Annotated in this window: 21 protein-coding genes and 2 pseudogenes; 4 read left to right on the top strand and 19 right to left on the bottom strand. The window is 31.6% G+C overall.

The window, feature by feature from the left end:
• Positions 1–327 (top strand): transposase (locus CHB72_RS23815; RefSeq protein ID WP_141131578.1); only part of this gene is annotated, 327 nt, incomplete at its 5' end.
• Positions 328–836: 509 nt separating this feature from the next.
• On the opposite strand, the gene CHB72_RS23810 is transcribed toward CHB72_RS23815, so the two are convergent.
• From CHB72_RS23810 to CHB72_RS27595, 8 genes and pseudogenes are all read right to left on the bottom strand, one after another.
• Positions 837–3386, bottom strand: coding sequence for an ABC transporter permease (locus CHB72_RS23810; protein WP_278277901.1), 2550 nt, complete (start codon positions 3384–3386; stop codon positions 837–839).
• A 62-nt stretch (positions 3387–3448) separates the two neighbouring features.
• Positions 3449–4132, bottom strand: coding sequence for an ABC transporter ATP-binding protein (locus tag CHB72_RS23805; protein ID WP_089285365.1), 684 nt, complete (start codon positions 4130–4132; stop codon positions 3449–3451).
• 78 nt (positions 4133–4210) lie between these two features.
• Positions 4211–5224, bottom strand: coding sequence for a sensor histidine kinase (locus tag CHB72_RS23800; protein WP_330397124.1), 1014 nt, complete (start codon positions 5222–5224; stop codon positions 4211–4213).
• The gene (locus tag CHB72_RS23795; RefSeq protein WP_089285364.1) at positions 5217–5894 is read right to left on the bottom strand and encodes a response regulator transcription factor; all 678 of its coding nucleotides are present in this window, start codon (positions 5892–5894) and stop codon (positions 5217–5219) included. The genes CHB72_RS23800 and CHB72_RS23795 overlap by 8 nt, the downstream gene beginning before the upstream one ends.
• A gap of 712 nt (positions 5895–6606) precedes the next feature.
• Positions 6607–6873, bottom strand: coding sequence for a hypothetical protein (locus CHB72_RS23790; protein WP_089285363.1), 267 nt, complete (start codon positions 6871–6873; stop codon positions 6607–6609).
• A 188-nt stretch (positions 6874–7061) separates the two neighbouring features.
• Entirely contained in the window at positions 7062–7523 is a 462-nt protein-coding gene (locus CHB72_RS23785) for a hypothetical protein (RefSeq protein WP_089285362.1), read from the bottom strand.
• Positions 7524–8309: 786 nt separating this feature from the next.
• Positions 8310–8891, bottom strand: a complete 582-nt coding sequence (locus CHB72_RS23780; protein WP_089285361.1) for a hypothetical protein — start codon at positions 8889–8891, stop codon at positions 8310–8312.
• 169 nt (positions 8892–9060) lie between these two features.
• Positions 9061–9514, bottom strand: a pseudogene (locus CHB72_RS27595) (IS982 family transposase); the annotation flags it as partial.
• Between the two features lie 778 nt (positions 9515–10292).
• Here CHB72_RS27595 and CHB72_RS23775 point away from each other — a divergent pair.
• Both CHB72_RS23775 and CHB72_RS28420 read left to right on the top strand, forming a co-directional pair.
• Positions 10293–11383, top strand: a pseudogene (locus CHB72_RS23775) (IS4 family transposase); the annotation flags it as partial.
• Positions 11384–11454: 71 nt separating this feature from the next.
• Entirely contained in the window at positions 11455–11661 is a 207-nt protein-coding gene (locus CHB72_RS28420) for a hypothetical protein (RefSeq protein WP_408606590.1), read from the top strand.
• Positions 11662–11669: 8 nt separating this feature from the next.
• On the opposite strand, the gene CHB72_RS23770 is transcribed toward CHB72_RS28420, so the two are convergent.
• The 7 genes from CHB72_RS23770 to CHB72_RS23740 all read right to left on the bottom strand — a co-directional run bounded on the left by CHB72_RS23770 (position 11670) and on the right by CHB72_RS23740 (position 18435).
• A complete protein-coding gene (locus CHB72_RS23770) occupies positions 11670–12170 on the bottom strand; it encodes a transposase (protein WP_176431584.1) in 501 nt (166 codons plus the stop codon).
• A 136-nt stretch (positions 12171–12306) separates the two neighbouring features.
• A complete protein-coding gene (locus tag CHB72_RS23765) occupies positions 12307–14004 on the bottom strand; it encodes an ATP-binding cassette domain-containing protein (protein ID WP_089285360.1) in 1698 nt (565 codons plus the stop codon).
• Positions 14005–14127: 123 nt separating this feature from the next.
• A complete protein-coding gene (locus tag CHB72_RS23760) occupies positions 14128–15030 on the bottom strand; it encodes a S8 family peptidase (protein ID WP_089285359.1) in 903 nt (300 codons plus the stop codon).
• A gap of 474 nt (positions 15031–15504) precedes the next feature.
• A complete protein-coding gene (locus CHB72_RS23755; RefSeq protein ID WP_089285358.1) occupies positions 15505–15693 on the bottom strand; it encodes a hypothetical protein in 189 nt (62 codons plus the stop codon).
• A gap of 60 nt (positions 15694–15753) precedes the next feature.
• Entirely contained in the window at positions 15754–17157 is a 1404-nt protein-coding gene (locus CHB72_RS23750; protein WP_089285357.1) for a radical SAM/SPASM domain-containing protein, read from the bottom strand.
• 398 nt (positions 17158–17555) lie between these two features.
• Positions 17556–17975 carry a transposase gene (locus CHB72_RS23745; RefSeq protein WP_176431581.1) on the bottom strand — a complete coding sequence of 140 codons (420 nt, stop codon included), beginning with the start codon at positions 17973–17975 and terminating at the stop codon, positions 17556–17558.
• Positions 17976–18231: 256 nt separating this feature from the next.
• Positions 18232–18435 carry a hypothetical protein gene (locus tag CHB72_RS23740; protein ID WP_089285355.1) on the bottom strand — a complete coding sequence of 68 codons (204 nt, stop codon included), beginning with the start codon at positions 18433–18435 and terminating at the stop codon, positions 18232–18234.
• Between the two features lie 347 nt (positions 18436–18782).
• On the opposite strand from CHB72_RS23740, the gene CHB72_RS23735 reads away from it, so the two are divergent.
• On the top strand, positions 18783–19391 hold the full coding sequence (locus CHB72_RS23735; protein ID WP_207652638.1) for an accessory gene regulator ArgB-like protein: 609 nt from the start codon (positions 18783–18785) through the stop codon (positions 19389–19391).
• Between the two features lie 103 nt (positions 19392–19494).
• Here the strand turns inward: CHB72_RS23735 and CHB72_RS23730 are convergent, their stop codons facing one another.
• From CHB72_RS23730 to CHB72_RS23715, 4 genes are all read right to left on the bottom strand, one after another.
• Positions 19495–20760 (bottom strand): sensor histidine kinase, encoded by a 1266-nt coding sequence (locus tag CHB72_RS23730; protein ID WP_089285353.1) that lies wholly within the window; start codon positions 20758–20760, stop codon positions 19495–19497.
• Entirely contained in the window at positions 20760–21464 is a 705-nt protein-coding gene (locus tag CHB72_RS23725) for a LytR/AlgR family response regulator transcription factor (protein WP_089285352.1), read from the bottom strand. Before CHB72_RS23725 ends, CHB72_RS23730 begins: the two co-directional genes overlap by 1 nt.
• 215 nt (positions 21465–21679) lie before the next feature.
• A complete protein-coding gene (locus tag CHB72_RS23720) occupies positions 21680–22441 on the bottom strand; it encodes a transposase (protein WP_089285351.1) in 762 nt (253 codons plus the stop codon).
• A 266-nt stretch (positions 22442–22707) separates the two neighbouring features.
• On the bottom strand, positions 22708–23193 hold the full coding sequence (locus CHB72_RS23715; protein WP_089285350.1) for a hypothetical protein: 486 nt from the start codon (positions 23191–23193) through the stop codon (positions 22708–22710).
• Positions 23194–23294 lie beyond the last annotated feature (101 nt).

Here is a 23294-nt window from a genome sequence, read left to right as displayed (position 1 = left end):
GGTTATATGAACAAAATTACTTCATCAAGAAAGTTAGAAAAAACAACTCAAACAAATATAGAACTAATGTGGCTGTTAAGGAGATTAACACCTGATGATAGATCTATATGCGAATTTAGAAAAAACAATAAAGATGCCATAAATAAAGCATTTAAATACTTTGTCAGTCTATTAAATGAATGGAATCTTTTTGGTAAAGAAGTAGTGGCGGTAGACGGTTCTCTTGGTCAAGTCTTTAAAACAGCACCTCTACTGATGCTTGTTAAGTTTCATATTTGCCTTGTAAATAATCCTTCTTTTAATCCTTTCAATATATTTCTCCACTGATTCCTCGTAAAATTATATTATATATACCGATTCACTTTTTTCAAATTCTTGCTATAATAAATTTAGAAAGGTCTTAACCAGTAGAACCGTTGGTTTTGTGTCTACGGCTTCATCTGCATACTGCACCCTCATTTCACCTCTTGCTTTTGCTTGCAGGTAAAACCTACAGTTTCGAGCACAGTACTTCCGAGGTTAAGTTGCTTCGCCGGTTACTAAAACAACCATCATAACACATATGGCTAAGCTAATTTTAGGACGTTCCCACTTAATAAAGGGTTATCCACCATATATGCCAGCCCTGGTTCACTTGCGTTCCGTTCCAGCAACCGCCATCAGCTTCCTTCAGACCCTTTCGTCGCCGAAAACGCCCTTGCCTACAGCTTGTCTTCCCATTAGCTAGGTGGCAGGTTTTCTTTCAAACCATCGGCTCGGCAACATGTCTCGCAAACATTAAGAAAGAACCTATTTCTAGGTTCTTTCTTAATGTTTGCCTTCATTTTGGCTATAAATTATATAATCTCTTGCTTAAGTGCATCTATAATATTTTCTTTCTTAACCTTTTTACTTGAGTAAAGCATTGCTACTCCAACTATTATAAACACTGCTGCTATTGCAATAAAAACACTCACCCAAGGAATCTCAAATCCAAATCTGAATTTCATCATAAGTGTTCGGTAAATCAAATACATCATAGCAAAGCTTATTGGAAGCCCATATACCAGTGCTTTTATGCCATAGAATATGCTTTCGTAATTTATCATTTTATTAAAGCTCTTCGATGTCATCCCTACAGACTTCAGCATAGCAAACTCTCTTTTCCTAAGTGCAATACCAGTTGATATGGTATTAAAGATATTTGCTACACAAATTGAGGTGATGAGTAAGATAAAGGCATAGGTGAATATTGACATGATTACAATCATTTGTTCTTCTCGCTGTCTAGCCATATATACGTTGTAAATAGACATACCATATTGTTCATATGATTTTTGAATTTCTTCAATATCCTCTTGAAGGCTTAAAGGATCGTTACTTTTTAAGAATAGTGTTGTATTAGTACTCTCAATCATATTCTTATTGTCTTCTACAAATTTATTAAAGACATCCTCTGATACAATCATATTAAAACTACCCATAAAACCGACAGAAGAAATTCCCATAGTAACTTTATCTGTAAGAGTAGCTATTTCTACTGACTCAATGGGCATATATTGTTCAAATTCACTATCATAAAATTCAAGATCCAACTTCTCTCCTATCTTTGTCTTGACAGCCTTTGTTTCAACGTATTTATTTGTCTGTGCCTCTTCATACTTTATTGTATCAATGACGATTGCAGAAGGTTTTTCTGTATCTGATAACTTCGTAAAATCAACACCAACTTCTTTTGCATAAGCTTCTAAAGCTTCATCATTCAATGCTTTAAGTGAGATATGATAAGGATATTTCCCATTTTCTAAAATATTTTCGTGGTTTCCCTTTAAATAATCAGCCATTGCATCTTCTTCAATCCGAGTACCAGCATCAAGGGTAGCAATATAATTAGATTCTGATATGTTATCTAAGGAGGTGATTTTCCCAATCATATCCTCTTGTTTTTCTCTATCTTTATCATAAAAATATACCGTTATATCATAATTAACTCCATCTTGACTTAGGAGGAGAGATTTTTCAAGACTGAATGTAAAGTAAGAAACCGCTAAAAACAGAACCATACTTATAATTAGTGAAAGTACTGTTGCCCTATATCTAGCCTTATTTCTTTTAAGATTCTTTAAGCCTAACTCACCCTCTATACCAAATATCTTTCTTGTTAATTTTGATGTTTTCACTTCTTTTTCTGTAATCTTCACATCTGCTGTTTGACGAATTGCATCTATAGCAGAAATATTTGATGCTCTTTTTGCAGGTATATAGGTTGAAATCAAGATAGTGATGATAGAAACCAGCATCGCAACCAAAATTGTTGCTGGTAATACTACTAATCTAAGACTTTCTGATACGCCTAATGCTTCCTTTAGCATAGAATTGATAAGCATAAATGTGACACCTATACCTGCAAGTCCCGCTATAATTCCAATGGGAATGCTAATCCCTCCAATAACAGCACCTTCGAAAAATACAGAATTTCTCTTTTGTTTTTTCGTAGCACCAACACTTGATAACATACCTAAATGCCTAGAACGTTCTGACACAGAAATAGCAAAGGCATTGTATATCAGAGATATAGATCCTATCATGATGATAACCATAATAATAGCAGATAAGGTAAACAGCATATTTCTAACTCTATCATTTGCAACAACGCCATAGTACGTCAATAAATTATAATTAAAACCTACGCTCTCTATACCATTCTCAGATGCTAATTTTTTCCCGTGCTCAAACAGTCCAGAGTCAATGTGATTTAGAATAACAGATGCATTTACTTTTCCCTGTGAACTCATGATATTTTCATCAATATAGGACAATACTGTATATCCTGGTGACCAGGTAGGTTCCCAGGTAGGGCGTTCTATGACACCTACAATTGTGTAGGTCTTTGTATTTTCTTTGATCAATTCTTCCTGAAGTATCCCTTCGGATTTTCGTAATCGACTGGTTTGTGACAATATCATGTTATCACCTTGCTCATCCTTAGCATATCGTTGACCAATATCAAGGGTTAAAACATCTCCCATTTTGTAATTAACTTTTGCACTGGTTATGATCGCTTCAGAGATCGCAATTTCATTCTCTTTTTTTGGAAATCTTCCTTCCTTCAGTTCAATGGGGAAGTTTTCAAAGCCTTCTTCGTTATACTCTCTAATAAAAATATATGGTTTATTATCATTTTGACTTCCTTCTAAGAAGGCATAGCCTGTATCTCTACTTAAAATTACATCTTTTGTCTCTTCATCATTTTTTATCGCCTCTAACTGCATCTTATTTACATTTTCATAAAGAACATGCCATTCCCCTTCATTTGATATGGTTTGTCTTCTCACCATATCCATAAAAGAAACACCTAGTGACGCTACTGCTGTAATCATTGCAACAGAGATGATTACGCCTATGATAGTGACAAGGGTTCGTTTTTTATTTAATAATAACTACCTTAAGGTCAGCTTATTTACGATATTCATGGACGGATCACCTCATTTTTAGTAATCTGCCCATCCTCGATTGCAATGATTCTATCGGCCTGTAATGCAATCTGCTCATCATGGGTAATAACAATAAGTGTTTGCCTGAAGGTTTTGTTAAACATTTTAAGCAGCTCAATAATTTCATTGCTGTTTTTACTATCAAGATTTCCTGTAGGCTCATCTGCCAGGATGATAGCAGGGTTGCTTATTAAAGCCCTTCCAATAGACACCCTTTGCTGTTGTCCGCCTGAAAGCTGATTAGGCAAATGATACAGCCTATTTCCTAAGCCAAGTATATTTATAATATGATTGAACTGCTCTTTATCAACCTTATGTCCATCAAGTAATAGTGGAAGGGTAATATTTTCTTCTACACTAAGTACAGGAATAAGATTATAGAATTGATAGATAAGTCCAATTTGCCTGCGTCTAAAGATGGCAAGCTGTGTTTCATTTAAATTATAGATATCTGTATTGTCTATAAGGACTTTACCACTTGTAGATCTATCCACACCTCCAAGCATGTGTAATAAAGTAGATTTTCCTGAGCCTGACGGACCCATGATTGCAACAAACTCTCCTTTTTTCACAGAGAAGGATACATCATTAAGTGCCTTTACTACTGTTTCACCGCTGCCATATTGTTTAGACAGATTTTCCACTCTTACTATTTCCATTGTAAAACCTCCTAATTTCTTATGATGACTATAGTATATCTGCCTAAAATGACTTTACAGTGACCCATTTATTACAATTTAGTCACTTCCCTTCCTATAAAACTTTATACTAAATTGTGTGCCTTCATTTTTCTTGCTCTTGACACTTACATCTCCATTTTGACTAGCAATAATACTCTTAGCCATGGCGAGGCCTATACCCACACTTCCTTCGCTTGCATTTTTACCTTTATAAAATCGTTTAAAAATATAAAGCAAGTCCTCTTTTTCTATGCCACCACCGTTATCTGATATTTTTATTTCAGTGTATAGTGGATTTTTTTCAAAAAAAATGGAGATTGTTCCCTCATTTTCCGTGTGTTCTATGGAATTTTTCAATATATTGATGAGTGCTTCTATCGTCCAGTTCAAGTCTCCAACAAATGATGTAGTTGCATCTCCCTCTATGACTAAGTTCTGTTCTTTTAGCTCCATCGGAATAAGTAATGGACTCACTGCTTTTTTAATAAGCTCCGATACCAATACCTTATCTTTTTTGAATGTAACTGTACCAGCATCTATTTTGGAGAGCTTTAATAGTGATGTGAGAAGCCACTCCATACGCTCAAGCTGTATTTCTATATTTTTAGTAAATTCCATTCTTTTTTCTGATTTTAAATTGTTTTGACTTAATAAATCTGTCATAACCATCATCGAGGTAAGGGGCGTCTTAAGTTGATGAGATATGTCAGAAAGAGCATCTGCAAGTCCTTCTTTATCTTTTCTTAAAAATTCACCTTGTTTTGAAAGCATAAGGGTAACCTTGTAAATCTCATTTTTTAAAATACTCAGCTTTCCCTCTTCATTATCCCTAATATCCATTGAATAATCTCCATTAATAATAGAGCGTAAATATCCAGATAGCTTTTCGATTTCCTTATATCTTCTTATGGTAAATAAAATAACGCAAGATATTAACAAAGCGGCAACTAGAAAAACTATAATCCCTGCCATAGGGTTTAAAATAACCGTTAGAATAACTCCTATAACTGATATGCCTATCATAACCGTAAGTAAAATTCGAATTTCTCTATTTCTAAGTATATTAATCACCCACCTTATATCCAAGTCCACGTACCGTTTTAATAATGGCAGGTTTTTGAGGATCATCTTCTAACTTTTCACGTATTCTTTTAATGTACACTGTTAGAGTATTATCATTTACAAAATCTCCTGCTACATCCCAGATTCCTTCTAAAAGTTGACTTCGAGATAGAACCTGTCCTCTATTGTTGACAAAAGTCAATAATAAACGATACTCTAATGCAGTAAGGTTAACTTCGTCACCTTCTTTATAGACCTTTGCATCAAGGGTGTGTATTCGTAAATTATTTACTTGAAGAATACCATTTGAACCATCTTCCTTATGATATCTTCGCAATACTGATTTTATACGGGAAATAAGCTCTCGGATACGAAAGGGTTTCGTTATATAATCATCGGCACCCATATCAAGTCCCATAACCACATTGACTTCATCATCACAGGCAGTCAAAAATATAATGGGTGTATCGCCTTTTCCTCTTATCATTTCGCATAACTCATAGCCGCTCCCATCTGGTAAAGAAACGTCAAGTAGACATAGGTCAAATTCGTTTCCTGCTAAGGCCTTTTTCCCAGATGCAACATCATGGCATAAAACTATAGTGAAGCTCTCCTTTTCTAAAGAGTACTCCAAACCAGAGGCAATTGTTTTATCATCTTCAACCAACAAAATTTTCAAATGATCACCTCCTTTAATAAAATTAATATTATTATAGCATTTTTAAAAAGAAAGATGTAGATTTCCACATCTTTCTATAGCAAAAGCTTACCTAACTTTCCATCAAAGCACCGGGGACTAATATTTGATAGGCTTGAATTATTCACTTATTTTTTTCTATTTAAAATGAAGTATATTGCATCCTTAAAATTCATTTTAGCAGTATTTTTTGTAAAATATGTACTTTTTGTTCTGTTAGTAATCATGAAAAGAGAATCATTAATTTATTTTCTTGCTATCTCAAGAGCAGTCATAAAATTTTTCAATATCCATATCACCCAATAATTAAGAAGATATACCAATAAAAAGGTATCCATCTCGATTATTCGGGCACCATCAAAAAGTCAAGTGTTTTTTGCATCTTTTTATAATTTTTGATATATTTTATTTAGATTAACATATTCCAGTTTTTGTATATTTAGCTTTATGACATTGGACGGTTCTCTTGGTCAAGTCTTTAAAACAGCACCTCTACTGATGCTTGTTAAGTTTCATATTTGCCTTGTAAATAATCCTTCTTTTAATCCTTTCAATATATTTCTCCACTGATTCCTCGTAAAATTATATTATATATACCAATTCACTTTTTCCAAATTCTTGCTATAATAAATTTAGAAAGGTCTTAACCAGTAGAACCATCCCCTTGGTTTCTGGTTTTCTGTAAAACTAATTTTCAAGCTAAAAACATAATCATTTTTACTAAATTTATTATTAAAAAAAGAAAAGTGCATACACCTAAAATACCTATCAACTTGTTATTATTTTTATTATCAAAAAAAATTTTTATAGAAAAGATCAATATTATTATTGCCGCATAAGCCAAATTAACAATTGTTAAATATTGAAAAGGTAATTCTTTCGTAAAAAATAAAGCTAATATATAAATACCGGTAAAAATAGCAACTAACAATATATAAATGTAATGATTTGTTTTTTTCACTTCTACACCTCTTCGTTAAATTATTTAGTGAAGTTATAAAAACATCGAGTTGATGCATAGGTGCCAAGGAGATATGCCAAGTGGACGGTTTTCTTGGTTTTGCAGTTTTTCACTGGTCCCGAACCGTCCACTTAGTTTCTTACCTTGTTTATCTATAATTATTCAATAGATTAAATTTAAGATAAAACTTAAAACTTTAACTGACTATTAAATAATTCCACTAAATTTTTCATTGTAATAGTATCCATAGAATAAGATATATTATTATAAACAATAAATTCAATAGTAAAAGATATAGGCACTTCAGTATTATATCCAGATCTAGTTATTGAAATTTGATATAAAATATCATCAGATTTTAAATATATATTACCATTGGAATTATATTCAGAAGATAAAAGTAATAGAATTATTTCATTTATTATTTCTTTTTCAGTTATTAATTCAATCTCAGTTTCCGATTGTGTATAATTAATCACTTCTATGTTTTGTATCGACCCCTCTGCGGACCAATTTTTAATATCATCCAAGAAGTCTAAAAATCTATCTGTAGTAGTAGAGTTATAGTTAATCATTACAATGATAGATATAACAACAACAAGAATAAATAGTATCCTAAATATTTTTATAATAGACACCTCCAGTACCAAATAATTTAATACCAAAAACTAAATTTAAAGGGTGCCAAGGGCCAAGGGGCCGGTTCTCTTGGTCAAGTCTTTAAAACAGCACCTCTACTGATACTTGTTAAGTTTCATATTTGCCTTGTAAATAATCCTTCTCTTAATCTTTTCAATATATTTCTCCACTGATTCCTCGTAAAATTATATTATATATACCGATTCACTTTTCCCAAATTCTTGCTATAATAAATTTAGAAAGGTCTTAACCAGTAGAACCTTCCCCTTGGTTTTCCTAAATCATTTGGTTTCTAGGATACTTTAAAATCTACAATTAATTTATGCTTAGCATCTACTGTGGTCTGTACGTTGTAGCTAACATCTACGTTATTGTTGTTATTGCTCATAAGTCTTGCATCAGGATCTGTAGTAGATACTTCATTTTCTCCCTTTTTCTTGAGCTCTTTTTTGTATTCTTCGTATTTCTCTTTTCGTTCATTGAGTTCCTTAATCCTATTGGTTATCTCTTGAGCATTGGGTTTCCGATCACAATTTTCTTTTTTATCTTCTTCGTCTAGCTCCTGGTAGTTTCCTTAACAACCATATCACTTCTATATTTCTAATAGCTTCATGCTCAAGTCTTCTCCATTTCTTTTGAAACTATATTAATGCGTGCCACTTCCACTTTTTTCTCTTGTACTTTTCTCTCCTGCTTTTCTAGGCATATCGAACACCTCCTATTTTATATTACCATGTCTTAGAAAATGTTGTCAGTAACTCCATCTCCTTGACATGTATTTTCACTAGTATTCTAAGTTAAGGTGCAGGAATTATATATATTTTTATCATGGCTATTTCATTATTTACTTCGTATTTTATATCTACATCAATAAATCTTAATTCTGTCGGAATATCTAAAAACCATATTTTTTTACCTTCAACCTCAATAGTATTGGGATTATCTTCATGAATTAGCACGTTATTACTTGTCTCATCCAAAACTTTAATATTAATATTTTTAACCTTAGTAGCTTCAACAGCTCCATAGCATATGTTGAAACTTTGATTCCCAATTTTATTTCTTGAAAAACCCCACCAATCACTATATTCTGTATCCTTAATAATTAACTGCCCTTTACCAACTAAATACCAATTGAGAAATCTTTGAGCCAAAAAGTTAATTTCAATATTTTCTATACTAGGTATTTGCGAAAATACAATGGCACCTCTTTTAACTTTCTGTATATATAAAATCTTAGTATTTTCTGCCTCGTTATTATTAATTAACTTTATAATTGATTGTTCATTAGTATTAAAATTATTAGTTAAGAAAAATAGCATACTTATTAAAGCCAAAAATATACTAAACAGAAAGATAGCTTTTTTGTTTTTTCTCACTATATACACTTCCTTCCTAGTCTGATTATTATTTAAGAAAACCTCATATTTCTTAATCATTAATTTAACTGGTTGTGCTACTTTATAAAATTCTTAGTCAGGAATATTATGGTAGTCAAGAAAGTCATAATACTCCTTAAGCTTGATACTGCTCTAACAAGTGGATATATTATCCAAATACTTGTTCTTTAATTTTAGCCGAATCACTGTCTTTACCTAATACTCCATTGATAAAATGACAAAGGTTGTAAGCTAATAGCTTAGTTTTGATTCTTGTTTTTAAACCCCATAGGGATTTTGCTAACACTTTTTCTATATTGAGTTGTTCTGTTAGCTGAGAAACTGTGGTTTCAATCCTTCTTCTTGGTTTAAAGATAAGTTACCTTAAAGCTTTTGGATATTAAACTTTGCTATTTTTCCTTTTTAGAAGGACAATTGCTATAGGTTGCACCAAGACCTCTAAAATTTCTGTGAAAGCGTGCTCTACCAAACTTACAAACAGGTATTGGATTGCTATCAATAATTCTATGTGAATTATGATTATAGCCTAACATAAGCGTATGCTCTTTACGGATTTCATCTATCACAGTATGTAATCCTCTAAGCGTTAACTTCCTTTGAGTAAATCATAAAATTTCAGCAAGAAACCAAATTATAAAGGATCTTAATTCAAATAGACGTATCAAGATTAGCTAGCTCTTTAAGCAAACTCAGTAATTCTAAAAGTTCTCAAGATTACAAGGTTATACCTATTGTTAGATTCCACCAGAATCAACTTTTGGTAGATTTTTAGAAAAATTGTCCTAACACTAAGAGCTTAAATCATTATTTAGCAACTTAGTGATTGGAGCAATTCAATCAAATAATGTTACTGGAGCTCATCATTTCATTGATTTAATAAAATTAGACTCCTATGAAGCTGCTAAACCCGAAACCTTGTAAATGGTAATGATACTATTATCATAGCCATGATTGAGGTTTTTTTCAAAAATATAAATTTAGATTTAGCCCTAGGTATTAGGTTATGAACTCTAGTTGCTATTTTGAGTATATTTATTAGGATATCATCAATATATACAATACTATTCTAATTATCAACGGTGCCCCTAGGGGCAGTTATGCTCCTCCTAAAGTTTAGATGAGAACTTTCATTCTATTAACTCGATAGAGTATGAATTAATCTGCTAGGGTAAAAACAAAAATTATTTAAAACTTTAGTACCTCTATGCACCAATCAAATATGATTGTCTACATAAAAGGATTGGTGTTCACATCTAATTATAATTAGAAATCATAGGCGTTAACTTAACCCATGTTATTCCAAGGTAAAAATTACATTTGCAAAAAAGCATAAAGAATGGGAATCTCAAAGTGACTACCAATCACAAAGGAGAGATTCCCATGAAGATATCTTCATCACTTATTATACCTTTTATTCGCTTTTTTAGTAATGCTAAAATTATGGAAATCGCTATTAATACAGGTTTTCTTAAACGAAAAAGAGATATTTTACCTGATACAATAGTAAAAGTTTTTATCTTTGGGTTAATTAATACCCCTAATCCCTCTTTAAAGCAGATTGCATCAAAATGTGAAAAAATACAGCCAGGACTTAGAATTACTAAAAATGCAATATACAATCGATTACCTGCTATATCTGGATTTTTGCAACATATATTCATGGATACTATGAAAATCACTTTGCAAAAAGCAGTTCCAACAAAAACAGCTGAAATTTTATCTCAATTCAAAGATGTTAAAATATGTGATAGTACGAAAATTTCTTTACCTGATAAACTAGCAGATATCTGGCCTGGACTAGGTGGACGCAATGCAAAGTCAGCATTAAAAATACAAGGTATTTACAGCTTAATATCTAGTTCTTTCTCAAGCCTAGAGCTAACTAGGGCTCCAGGAAGCGATACTACTTATACAAAGAAATTGCTTTCTATGATGAATAAAGGCGAATTGCTAATTGTTGATTTAGGCTATTTTAGCAAAACATTTTTTGAAAATCTTTCAAAGAAAGGTGACTTTTACTTAAGCCGTATTCGTAGCAATACTGCTGTTTACCTAGAAAAAGCAGGTGAAATGAAACAAGTTGATTTAAGTGAAATATTAACAGGACACAATTTTGTTGATACAACTGTCTTTATAGGCGTAGGATATAAAAAAACAGCTGGAGTGTCGTTTGGTTGCTATTCGTCTGCCCGATGAAATTGTCAATGAACGTAGATGAAAAGCCAGGAAGAAGGCTAAATCCCAAGGTAAACAACTAAGCGCTAAAGAAATTGAGTTACTGGCATTTAATATCATAATTACAAATGCAAATAAAAATATGCTATCCGCCGAAGCAGTATGCGATCTGTACCGTGCCAGATGGCAGATAGAGCTTGTATTTAAAGCATGTAAGAGTTATTTAAACATAGACAAATTAGGAAATTGTGGACTTTATCAGCTAGAATGTCTAATTTATGGGTGTTTAACAGCAATTTGTATAGCCTTTTTAATGTATAGTGCTTTTTACATCGAAATATATACTTTACACCAAAGAGGGATAAGTATGCTGCTGTTTATAAAGCTTTGGGCTGATGAAGCATCAACAATTAGTGAAAATATCAATTTAAGCTTAACAGCTATCCAAGAAATTTACCACATCCTTACTAGAATATCTAAACACTCTTTACATGAAAAACGCAAAAGAAAAACAACTCTAGAATTATTACAGGAATATTATTTGCCCAAAATAAATTACCAAAATGTAGCTTAAGTTAACGCCTATGAATTATACCTAGAATGAGACAATACCATTGAAAAACAATATACCTTTATCTTTGTTCTATCAGGCCTATGGAGCCATATTTGCCCTAAATCCACTTGCGCTTGATAGCCCATAGGAAGCTCTTCTACCTCTTCATATTGGCGTATGTTCTTTTCTTTTGATAAATTATATTCTTCCCTTACTTTGTTAACATAAAGCCTTAATGTCCTGTCTTTAAAATCTAATTCCACATATCTTTCTTGTAGCCAATCATATATTTGAGAAGTTGATAAATCCCTATATTCCTTTAGCCATTCTACGATTAAGTCCTTATACTTATCCACCTTCTTTTCTCTAGATTCAGCTGCTTGTCTTAATTTTGCGAACTCTTGCGGCATCATCTCCCAGTACTTTGAGACTGTTTTGTAATCTATTTCTAACTTTCTTGCTACCTGAGTCCTTTTTAGACCCATAGATTTATATTTTTTAATTTCAGCAAACATATTCCACTCCTTCAATTCCATTCCCCCTCTGATGTCAAGAACTATTTCATTCTATCAGAGAAGATAATATTATTGTAGTTTACTGGAAATTTCTCTCGGTTTTTGTTTGCCAAAATCTCTCCATTTTATTTTACCAGTTACAACTTGGCAATCAAGATGTTCTCTTGGCAGTCTCTTTTATCTCAATAATATGATCAGCTATGTTATCAAAGTGTTTATCGTGCGTAACAATAATAAATATGAAATTCTTTTTAAAATCTTTTAACAATAACTTTAGGTCTTCTATGCTTTGTGTATCTAAAGCAGTGTTTGGTTCATCAAAATAGATTACATCGGGCTTTTTCAAAAATTCTTTGATTATGTTTATCTTCTGCCTTTCACCACCTGATAATTCTGATATTTTTTTAGTAAGAATATTTTCTTCATAAGAAAAATATTTATCAAGCTTTAACTCTCTAATTCTTTCATTTACTATTTTATTTAACTTATTATAATTTTTAAGTTTACAGTCCTTATCCTCTTTATCTTCCAAGTTATATTTTAGATACTTATCATTTGCTAGGTAATCTAATACCAAATCACTACTGCTATAAGCAATTTGATCTATATAACCTATGAACCTTTTTCTTGTATCATACATATCTAGATATTTCAAATCTTTATTGTTATACTTTACGTGCCCTCCTTGAATTTCTGTATTGAATAAACCCGTAGCTATATTAAGTAATGTCGATTTTCCACTACCATTTCTTCCTTTTATTAGATATATATTGTTTTTTGAAAATTTTAAAGATAGATTGCAAAAATCAAAACACTCATTTTCTCTATTCAGGTCATCATAAGTGAATCTTAAATCAGATAACGATATACTATCTATGCTTTCCAATATTTCGTTACCATTATATTCCTTTTCGATTCTCAAAAATTCATTAACCCTGATATATGACACTTTAAATTCTTGATAAGTTTTAAAAAAAGCAATAAAATACTTTAATGCATTTAAAATCATCGTAAAATATATTTGAATTGCAGTAAACTGACCTAGAGTAATTTCTCCTAAGTAAACTTTTCTCCCAAATATGACCATTATTGTAACAGTGAAAAGGGTACTGATTATATTATCCAATGAATTAAACAAATGAGACAGCTTAGTATAAGAAATATTGGAATCATACATTAGATTAAATTTACTATTTAAAGTATTCAGGCTTTCGAAATATAAAGCTTTTATTCTTACTAATTTCATAGTTGTAAATTGATATACTAACGATTCTTCAAATCTATCTGAAGACTCTCTTAGCGAGTAATATTTTTCAAATAAAGGATTTTTGATTATAAAATACAATAACAAATAGAAAGAAACAAATACGCTTATCACAATAATAAATAAGCTATCTAATTTAATTAAATAAAACAATGCAAATACTATTTGCCCTAGATTCATCAGTACTGAAGGTAATTGATTTACAATAAAAGACATCACCTTAGTAGAATCTTCTTTTATCTTATTCGATATATAAATTGGGTCATGTTTTAGAAAATTACTATAAGGTATCTTTTGAATATGTTTTATTAAACTCACAAGGTAGCTATAATTAATTTTGTTATACAATTTTTTTTCATTAATACCTATAACATACTTAAAAATTATTGATAATAAATTGATTATAGTTATTAATGAGATAATTTTTATAATTCTTAAGTATCTTACCTGATCTACAATACCATCTATGAATATTGAAAAAAGCAAAGGTTGAAACAATGAAATTAATGATATTAATATTATACCAATATATAGCAAAATAAGTTTGTATTTAAATTGACCAATGTGACGAAAAATATTTTGCATATTATCACCTTATATAATGAAATAAATATATAATCCATCATTTTTTTCCTTTCTAATATATTTTCTTTAAATATTGTCTCCATAAAACACAAACCTACCACGATACACTTTTGGGATTTTATATTATTTTTCTTTTTTTCTTATGAATTGAATAGCCCGATCAACATTTAAAATCTTAACTTCTTTTCCATCAATGTTTTCTACATCAGCAGTTTCTAATATAATCTCCATTGCTTTATGAGCTGATATACTATCATCAAGCGTCATGACTAAAGATACCGCACCTGAAACTATTGCAGTTGGAAAACTTGAACTTACCTTTTCTTTAGTATCTACAGCAAATATATCTATTTTTTCTGGGTCTATATTAGAATGATATTTGTGGTTTTTGTCAATGCCACCTACACTGATGACACCATCAATTGCTGCTGGATAATATACTGAATTCCCAGTTGTACCAGATGATGCAATAAGTAACACTCCTTTCTTTAATGCATAATCTACACCATCGAAGTAACCTTCATGCTTATTATATTTCGTTTTTTCTCTACCAATACTAAGGTTAATGATGTCAGCACCATGATCAACTGCCCATCTTATGCCCATTGAAACATGTTTAGGATTGTCTCTCATCATTTTTCGTACTTTGACAGGTAGAATGTCAGCGTACTTGTTTATTCCAAGTGTAGGGGAAGCAACCAAGTGAGATATAACTTTACCGTGACCATGTCGATCAGTTGTAATATTATTCTGATTTAAAATGTTCTTCCCTTCTAATATATTAGGATATGGAAAATCAACGGTATCTGTACCCGTGTCAACTATTGCAACAACTACCTTCCTCTTCACTTCCCCTTCTTCAATCTGGAGTGTAAAGTTTTGATTAATATGCCAATAAGGATATTCTTCATTCGTTATGTCATAACGTGTATGCATAGGCATTAGAAAAATATTTATCACAATAAATCCCACGAATATAAGAATAAGCGTTATAATTATAATTAAGACTTTTTTTAGTGATTTCATATAACCTCCTTGAATAACGAAGTCGTAGTCAAGCTATGCTTCTATGTTTTGGTATGTAGATGCTGTGATGTACCTTCTATAGCTTTGCTTATTCTATTGGAATTAAGGCTCTACTCACAGTTCCAAGCTTCATTATTAATAAGTTGATTTTTTTGGCATATTAACTCTCGTCGAATTACTTTCCCAGTTTCATTATACACTTTTTTCTATACGATAACTATCCTAACACATAGGGATACAGCCTTCCATGTATCTACTATATAAACTTTTCTATGTGTTCAGCAAATTAGGGATAAGCATAGCAAATAAAGAATTTTGGAATCTATCGGAAATTACAAACTAATTTGACTCTAAAATCACGCGATTATTTTTGCTTATGAATAATGCGAAACGAATCATAAAAGAGCAGGAATCATAGAAAAACCTGCTCTTTTACAAATCCAAACTCTTTAAACCAGCTTATCATATGCAGTTTTAATCACCAAATTCAGTGGAGTGATGACCAAAATCAGCAACAGGACATTTAGGTGGTAGTTCCGCTTCTGTTAAACAAACGTCGATACAAGGAACATCGCAAAGATTAACAAGACCAAATGTAACCTCACATGTACCTGCATTAGGTGTTACCGGTGGGTTGTCACCGTTAACTGCTTTGAAAGACATAACAATTCTCCTTTCCTATAATCTATATTAATGGCCATTAATATCAACTTTACTCATGCGTTATGTGCCCATAGCGAATATTTCATCATTTTGATTTAAATACCGAAGTGCATATAACTTAAGTACTAAAAATACCATATTTCTATTGAAATCACATATAGCATTCCAAATTTCATGACTCTGTGTTGCTTTTTCAGCGTAACATCCACCTTTGCAAAAGCTAACTGCCAAACAACTACGACAGCTTTCCTCAAGAAGATTATTCAAATGAGCTTTTGCATGATTATTCATGAAATTTTCATCTAAAATGTTACCAAGATATGAAGATTCTTTGCCAACCATCCTATGACAATCATAACAATTGCCTTCTGGTGATACTGTCAATGAACTACTGCCCGCACCACAATAGTTTCTTTTAATATGTTTATTATCTAAAATATCAAATGCATATTTAAGATATCCTAACCTTGAAACTCCATTCTTTCTTAGTTCTTCATAAATTATTGGTTCAAGAGTACATAGCTCTTTGAAATATTCAATATAATCAACAACATCCAATCCATAACTATTACAACTTGGAGTTGAAACCGATGCAAAATGTATATTTGAAAAACCATGCTTTATAAAATGAGTGTATGTATCTTTCAATCTACCTAAGCTGCGTTTGACAATAGTTCCCCTTACAGTTGTTCTCAATCGTAGTGAATTTAGTAGTTTCATTTTACGTTCTAAAATAGCAAATGATCCTCCACCATTTTTGAGTGGTCTCATTTTATCTTGAATCTCTTTTAATCCATCACAGCTAATCATAATTCCAACGTTGTTAATATTGCAAAACTCAATAATTTCCTTTGTCAGCAAAAGACCGTTAGTAGTCATACCATAAGTAATTTTCTTATTTAAATCTTCAGACAATTTATTTCCATATTCAATAATCTGCCTAATCATGGTTATCATTAAAAGTGGTTCTCCTCCAAAAAAGTTCACATGAACTTTTTTAGATGGAGTTTCAAGTAGAGCTTTGACTGATTTAATTGCTACGGCTAGACTCATATCTTGGCTCTTTTGTCCATAACTTCCTCCCTCTGCAAAACAGTACGTACAATTCATATTGCATCGATATGTTAAATCTAATGTTAAACTTGATACAACATTTTGAGTGTCAGTCAATGTGGTATCATTGAATTCTTTTAATACTCTATTACCAATTACTCCCTTAGAATAATAATCTTTAAAAATTTCCAAGTCTTCCTTTATGACTTCCGGAATGGTTAAATCTTGATTTGTAAGAATACTTTTTTTAAGATTCTCACATATAAATTCTATGCATTGAATAAATGTGTTATCAATAATACCGAACAATACTGTATTAGTATCAAATAAAAACATCTTGCCATTCACAGAAAATGTAACTATATCAAACATTTCGTTTCTAAACCTTTTGTAATCTTGTAATAAGTTCATCTTAAACCTCCCTTTTAAAGTTAATCTGTATTTCCTACTTTATGTTTCCTTACTTACACCTCTATACCACCAACTCATCCCTTATCCCACAATAGATAATGGACAAACAGCAGGTTTATCGGCATGAACAACAATTTTTCTAAAAAATATCTTTTGAAGGATAACCCTTATCAAATAAAAATAAATCAGGTTCACCAATAAATTTTGTGGTATCATGTACACCTATCCTGTCAATGCATGATTTACAGGAAAAATATTCATATATCTAGAGACCTTAATTTTCTTCTACTTCATAGATTTGACTAGTGATGATTTTTATTAATTTAAAGGAAAATTATAGTAATATAAAAACTTAGACTTTCCCTATACATCTTTAAACCTTTGAAGAAAGCTAAACTCTAGGCACATTGAAATTCATACTTAACCCTAATTTCCCAATTACTACGATTCCGATAGCCATAGGCTCTACGTTTTATGTTTTTAACCTTATGGTTATTGCCTTCGGTAGTACCATTAGATATAGGGTAATCATAATAATTTAGAATGTATTCCATCCAATTATCAAGGGTCTTTACAAATTTCTCTAGTTCGGGAATATCATATTCAGCCACTAGATCTTTGTAATAGGCTAGGAATGAGGCAACATCTTCCTTTGAAGTAAGGGTAAAGTAGGTAATATGCCTACAATGGGGACATTTAGCAAAATCAAATGCAGATTTTGCGAACACTTCAAATATGCCATTATTTACATTGGTATAAATTATCTCTAAGCCTTGCAATCCAATTAGATTTCGGATAATATCATAGTTAGTATTCATCCGATTCACCCCCTTATCGATTTTGGATTGGTGTTTAAAATGATAAGGGATGAATCGGATTTTTTGCACCCTTTTTACCATTAATATGGTAATGAAATTTATGGAAATATTATTGTTTCACAAAATTCATAGTTGAACCTCTTTTTCTATTCATAATATTTTCACTCCTCATAAATATTGTATATTTTAAAACGTATGGCTTAAAGTTGCATTCCACCCATTAAAAGATACAGGATAAAAATTGGCGTTGTTAAACCTAAATTGTGCTCTTGCTTTTCCAGTAGCTATCATATACCCATTTTTCACGTGCTAAGTATACGATCCACCTTGGATCAGATATATACTCATATTTTGAAAATTGGTTTTGATAGTGTGTATATTTTAATTCAGAATCTTCATAAACAGTTGCACTGGATAGGGTGAATTGTCCATTTCCTTCTTCATGCTCTGGATAAGCCATAGAATATAAATGCCCCCATACGTCATGGTGAACTACAGCTTTATTATTTGTATATTCTTGTGCTTCGATAGCATATATTGCTTTTATTTCCCACGTCCTTAATCTATAATCAGTACTATAACCCGCAAATCCTAATTCTTCTTTTCCTATCTCACCCCCATACTACCACCCCATATCTAATCCCACAATAGGAAATGGACAAACGGTATGTTTATCTGCGTGAACAACATTTTTTTGAAAAATTGTTGTTCACGCAGATAAAAGTGTCGTTTGTCCATTTGCTATTTACAAAATAGAAATTTATGCTAGCATCATAATATAAGTATTGATGAAATCAGGTGATGATTTTGATAAAAATAGTGGTAAATCGAATGGATAGGTATTTTCAGAAAGAGTTTGCTCTTGGTGAAGAGGATCGCCAGAAGCTAAGATATGCTTTGGAGATTATCCTTAACGATTGTTCCAAGCTGATTCTTCTGTTTCTTGTCTTTAGTTTATTGGATGCCCCGGTAAATTTTCTATATTGCTTTCTCACTCTATCTCTTCTTCGTCCCTTTACCGGAGGTTTGCATTTTAAAACCTATACAGGTTGCATCCTTTTTAGTGGTGCATTCTTTTATTTATCTATTTTTCTGGCGGATGCTATCCCCCTTGATTTTTCCGGTGCTGTTATTTTCTTTCTTTTTTCTGGGCTGACAATGCTTTCATTGGCACCTATTCCTGCAAAGACAAGACCGGTTCATCCGCCTGGAAAAATCCTTAAGTTTAAGTGCTTTAGTATGGTTATTATCTCTTTTCATTTTTTCATGTGTTTTTTAACAAATAAACACCCATACTTCATTCATTCCATATGGGTGATCACATTACAATCTATTCAATTATTTATTGGAAAGGGGGTTTTGATTTATGAAAAGCAAAACAGCAATCTTGAAAAGAATAATGGGCATGCTTTGTAGCTTCTTGATTTTTATCTCACCTTTATTTGTTTATGAAATCACCTGTGTTTTGTTTTGGGGAGAACCAAATTGTCCAAATGCTTTTAAACAGTCTCCTCAGCCACTAAGGGATTAACACTTTAAAAACAACATAATTTTCATCTTTATATTTTTCGTTTGTAATTTCTATTTCTCCATTGTATTTATTGACAATTTCCTTCAGATTATATAGACCATAGCCTCTATCTTTATTGGATTTGGTGGAAAAACCCTTCTTAAAAAGAATATTTATCTTTTCCTGGTTTAGATATGGATGTTTATTGCTAACTTCAATAACATACATATCTTTTTCTTTAGACAAGATAACTTTTACTATGTTGCTGTCGATACCCGTTTCAAAAGCATTATTGATAAGATTGCCTAACAATTCCACCAGTTCAAAATCCTTTAATTTACTAGAAAAATAATACTCTTGAATTACGATCTGAAAATCAATAGATAACTCTTCAGCAAGCTTTTTCTTACTATATAAAAATCCTGCCAGTAATTTATTTTCCAGCTTAATAAGAGGACCTAAGTCATTTTTGATTTCAAGTTCTTCTGTATATTCTTTCATTGCATTCAGTATTTCTTGATAATTTGTACTGGTAAAGGCAAGCATCCTTACTGCTTGAATATGGTTGTCAAATTCATGCTGTCTTTTTCTCAATTCTTTGATTAACTCATCAATCACCGGTAAATATTTCTCGTACACTTTCAACTGCTGTTCTTCGTATTGGTTTTTTAATCCACTGTCCAATAAGACAAAATTGACAAAAATAATTCCTGTAGAAAGAATGGCTATGCTAAGAATATTTTCTATCATTCCTCCAATATCAATATGCCAGTAAAATAATACTGTAAGCAATACAACAAATAAATTGGCTACCAAGAACTTAAAAACTTTATTATCTTTAAAGAAAAATTCAAACATCAAATGAATTGGTAAATAGTAACTTCCCAATGTTACCAGAAGGATTGCTAAAATCTGAGCCAGCATTCCATTCCAAAAGGTATATTCAATGCCAGTACCTAACAACCCTAATATGATGATACTCAATAGCTGTAGGGATAAGATAATTACTGTACTCAATAGATAAAGATAGATCGTTTCAATGATTTCTCTTTTATATAATAAATACAACATGTAGAGTATTACTAAACCGTTAAGAAACATCGTATACTCCTGTGATATATTTATAGTAAATAGAGCGGTAACTCCAGAAAATATAACTACATATCTCAGATAGTATATCGCTTTTTTCCCCCTGCTTCTTAATAAGTTTTTAGAGATAATCACATAGCCTACGACATCAAACACGGACATCATCACTGTCTGTAATAATGTCATCAATATTTATCCATCAGCTCTTCTTTATATTTTCTCCCTAGGGGGATAGGGATATCTTTTTCTTTTAAATAAATTAGATTATCTGCCTTATCAATTTTTTCTATATAACTGCTATTGATAATATATCCTCTATGACACTGTACAAAACCTGTTGTCAGTTCATCTAGTATTTGATTTAATGTATAAGTGGAAACAGTAAATTCACCATCGATGGTTCTGATTGATAATTTTCTATTCATTGACTCTATATAAATGATTTCCTCTTGTTGAATAATATAGGTGTACTCCTTCTGTTTTAATTTAAGTACTGAACCTTTATTTGCTTTTTCACTTATACCATGATAAATGATTGTCTTAAAAACTTTTTTAACTTCTTCTTCACTAAAGGGCTTTACAATGTAATCATAACAATGCACCTCTTTAAAGGCCAATAATTCTTTGGTGGGGATAGCTGTAATAAATACTATCGGTGTTAATTGATAGGCATCTATTTTTCGAATCTTTTTACCTAGCAACAATCCCGAATAATCCTTTAATTGAATATCTAAAAAGAATGCGTCGATATCACCCTGTTTTGCATAGCGTAGTGCTTCTTCTCCATATCCAGTGGTTATAAGTTCTAAATCATGATCAATAGAGTCCGCGATTTTTGCTAAGCCTCTACTAATAATAGGATCATCTTCCACAATCAGAATTCTTCCCATCTTTATCACCTCAGTGTCGAATATTATATTAACTTAGCATAAAAATAACATAATAAGCTACCAATTGGAATAAAAGTTCGATAAAATGCTATTATATTCGATAAAATCCTATTTGTTATATCACAGGAACGGAGTTGTTGGCGCATTGTTGTTATCTTCATCTTCTTCAAAATAGAAATACCACCAGCTAAGCTGGTGGATCATTATTTGACATGTTAAGCTCTTTGAACAACACCTCTGTTAAGACCTGTCAATCTTTCAATTTGTCTTATTGATAAACGATACTCTTCTTTTAATTCTTTTAGATACCTGTCTCTTATTGAAATATCAAAGTGCTGTAATTCTATAGTATTGTCTATATTGCATACTTTTCTAATTATTTCCCTTGCCTCTTGATCTATCATTCGTTTATTTTCATTAATATCTAAACAAATATCATTATTCAACTCATTATTGTATTCTATAAACCTCTTTATTGCTTTTTCTTTGTCAGTACTCAATAGCTTAAGTATAAAATCAACATTAACTAGTTTCACTTCTCCAAGGTATTCATGATAACTGCTCCATTTATATTTCTCAATCGCTTTAATGATACCAGCTTTAACTGGATTTTGATGTATATATCTCTGAGCAGTTAAAAGGTATACATCATCTTCCACCGGCTCACTTTTAAATCTATCTTGAAATAAATTTCCTATCCTTTGATATTTCCAATTATACCAATATACATAATTTCCACATATCCTACGCATTACCTGTTCTAGTGGTTCTTCACCAATTTTCAATAGTAGATGCGCATGATTTCCCATAAGACAATAGCCATATATTTTATATCCACATTTATCTTTATATTGTTCTAAAGTTTGTAAAAACTTTCTGTTATCTTCATCTTCTTCAAATATAGTTTGTCGATTTATTCCTCTTAGCATTATATGATATATTCCGCTTTCACTTTTTTCCCTTGCTTTTCTAGGCATATTGAACACCTCCTATTCTAGATTACTACAGCTTAGTAGATGTTGTCAACAACCCCGTCCCTCCGACACTCTATTAAAAAGAGCTTGCCCGTTCTGTGTATAACAAAACGGGTAATAGATATGTCACTTTGAATTGATGGCTTCTCTGTATTGCAGATTTTCCTTATATTAGCCTAGAATAATAATCGAAAATTTACAAAGTACTTGAACGAAGATAAATATAAAGATAATAATTTTTAAGTTGACAGCTTATTTAGCACAACAGATTAATATGATATTTCTGCACCACCATCTGTTATAGTATGTGGTCCCCAATTAAGTACTTCAAAATAATAATAACCATCTTCCCACGCTCTGACTGAAACTGTAGAACCTGATCCATAAGTTCCACCAGGCCCTCTAAATCTAACACTTATATCTGAAGCACTAGGTGTCCAAGCAGAATTAGTGGCTTGTAATAATGTACCTTTCTTCAAAAAACCTAAAGATTTAATGGTTTTAGTTTCCCTTACAGCAATTCTTCCAAAAGATACATACTCTGTATAATATGGTTTTATTTCATCTAAGTCATCTGCTTCTTCTACTTCTAACTCAATTGGCTCAAGACCTTCTGGAACTTCATCTACTGTTTTTAATCCTTGTCTTTCTTCTAAAGCATTCAGAGTAATTTCTTCTTGTTCTGCTGCAAAAGCACTTACAAACATCGTAAACACACAACTTATGATACAAATTAATGCAACTACCTTTTTCATTTTTTATTCCTCCTCACTAAAACTCGTGGTCACGGGGCTATAAGCCCCGAAACTACGGTATTTTTTGTTCGAGTATATGTACTCGAACAGCTTACTTTGTG

It is taken from the genome of Anaerovirgula multivorans, assembly GCF_900188145.1.
Lineage (GTDB): Bacteria > Bacillota > Clostridia > Peptostreptococcales > Natronincolaceae > Anaerovirgula > Anaerovirgula multivorans.
This window is presented reverse-complemented; position numbering and strand designations above follow the sequence as displayed.